General features: G+C 45.3%; 1 protein-coding gene. It reads left to right on the top strand.

Annotated features, from left to right (window positions below; translation table 11 throughout):
• Window positions 1–999, top strand: a 999-nt coding sequence (locus tag LD39_RS21495; RefSeq protein WP_035553946.1) for an Nramp family divalent metal transporter, incomplete at its 5' end; no start/stop codon positions are given.
• Between the last annotated feature and the right edge of the window lie 310 nt (window positions 1,000–1,309).

The following is a 1,309-nucleotide window of genomic DNA, read 5'->3' as shown; positions in this document are numbered from 1 at the left end:
GAAGTGTGTCGTGACCGTTTTTCTAAAAAGACTTCCTTCTTTTTATGGATTCAGGCTGAACTTGTTGTCATGGCCACCGACTTAGCTGAGTTCATAGGAGCGGCGTTAGGGTTATACTTAATTTTCAATATCCCGATGGTGACTGCTGCGCTGATCGCAGCTGTCGGTTCATTCGCTATTTTAGAGCTGCAAAGAAGAGGAGTTCGTCCCTTAGAAGCAATTATCACCGGTATGATATTTGTTGTCGTCATTGCTTTCGGAATTCAGGTGTTTTATGCTCAGCCGCAAGCTGGACCGATGTTAGCCGGTATGTTCACGCCAAGGTTCGAAGGGGTAGACAGCATCCTTCTATCCGCAGGAATGCTTGGAGCGACCGTTATGCCACATGCCATTTATTTACACTCCGCGCTGACTCAAAAGAGAATCGTTGGAAAAAACGAAGCCGAGCGAAAACGGATTTTCAGGTTTGAAATTGTTGATGTGGTCATTGCCATGCTGATTGCAGGTGCCATTAACGCAAGTATGCTGATCGTTGCTGCTGCATTATTCAATAAAAATGGATTGAACGTAGAAGATTTGGATGTAGCATTCCATCAATTTGACCAACTGTTAGGTCCGGCAGCGGCCATTTTATTCGGCATTGGTTTATTGTCGGCAGGACTATCAAGTTCATCGGTCGGTACCATGTCTGGTGATATTATCATGCAAGGGTACATTCGGAGGAGAATCCCTATTTATTTGCGGAGATTTATTACGATGGCTCCTCCTTTGACGATAATTCTCATGGGAATAAATCCGACAAAAGCCCTTGTGATGAGCCAGGTCGTCTTGTCCTTCGGGATCGCTTTTGCCTTAGTTCCATTAATTCTTTTTACGAGTAACAAAAAGTTGATGAGATCGCTCGTAAATAAGAAACTCACGACAATGATTGCCTGGATTATTGCTGCGCTGATCATCGTCCTGAATCTCTTCCTTCTGTATCAAACGTTGTTTGGGTAGTGGGTCGTAATAATTGGAAGAGGCTAGGACATAAGTGAAAGTATCCAATCTAAAGACGAATGACTAAGGATAGGGAAGTTTAGAAGTAACCGATTGTTTTGAACGACCGCTTCGGAAATACACTTCGCTTTTCGCGGGCGGCTGGTGAGCCTCCTTCTGCTGCGCACTGCGGGGTTTCACCGATGCCTTCCTCTCGCAGAAGTCTCCGTGTATTTCCTACGCTGGTTTGGGGCTAGATCCTTCTTTTACATGCTCAGTTTTCGTCAGCGCAGACAGAATGCGAAGACTCCTACTTTTCCGCAAGGAGGCT

It is taken from the genome of Halobacillus sp. BBL2006 (assembly GCF_000786645.1).
Taxonomy (GTDB): domain Bacteria; phylum Bacillota; class Bacilli; order Bacillales; family Halobacillaceae; genus Halobacillus.
The sequence above is the reverse complement of the archived record's forward strand: the minus strand, read 5'-3'. Positions and strand labels throughout refer to the sequence as shown.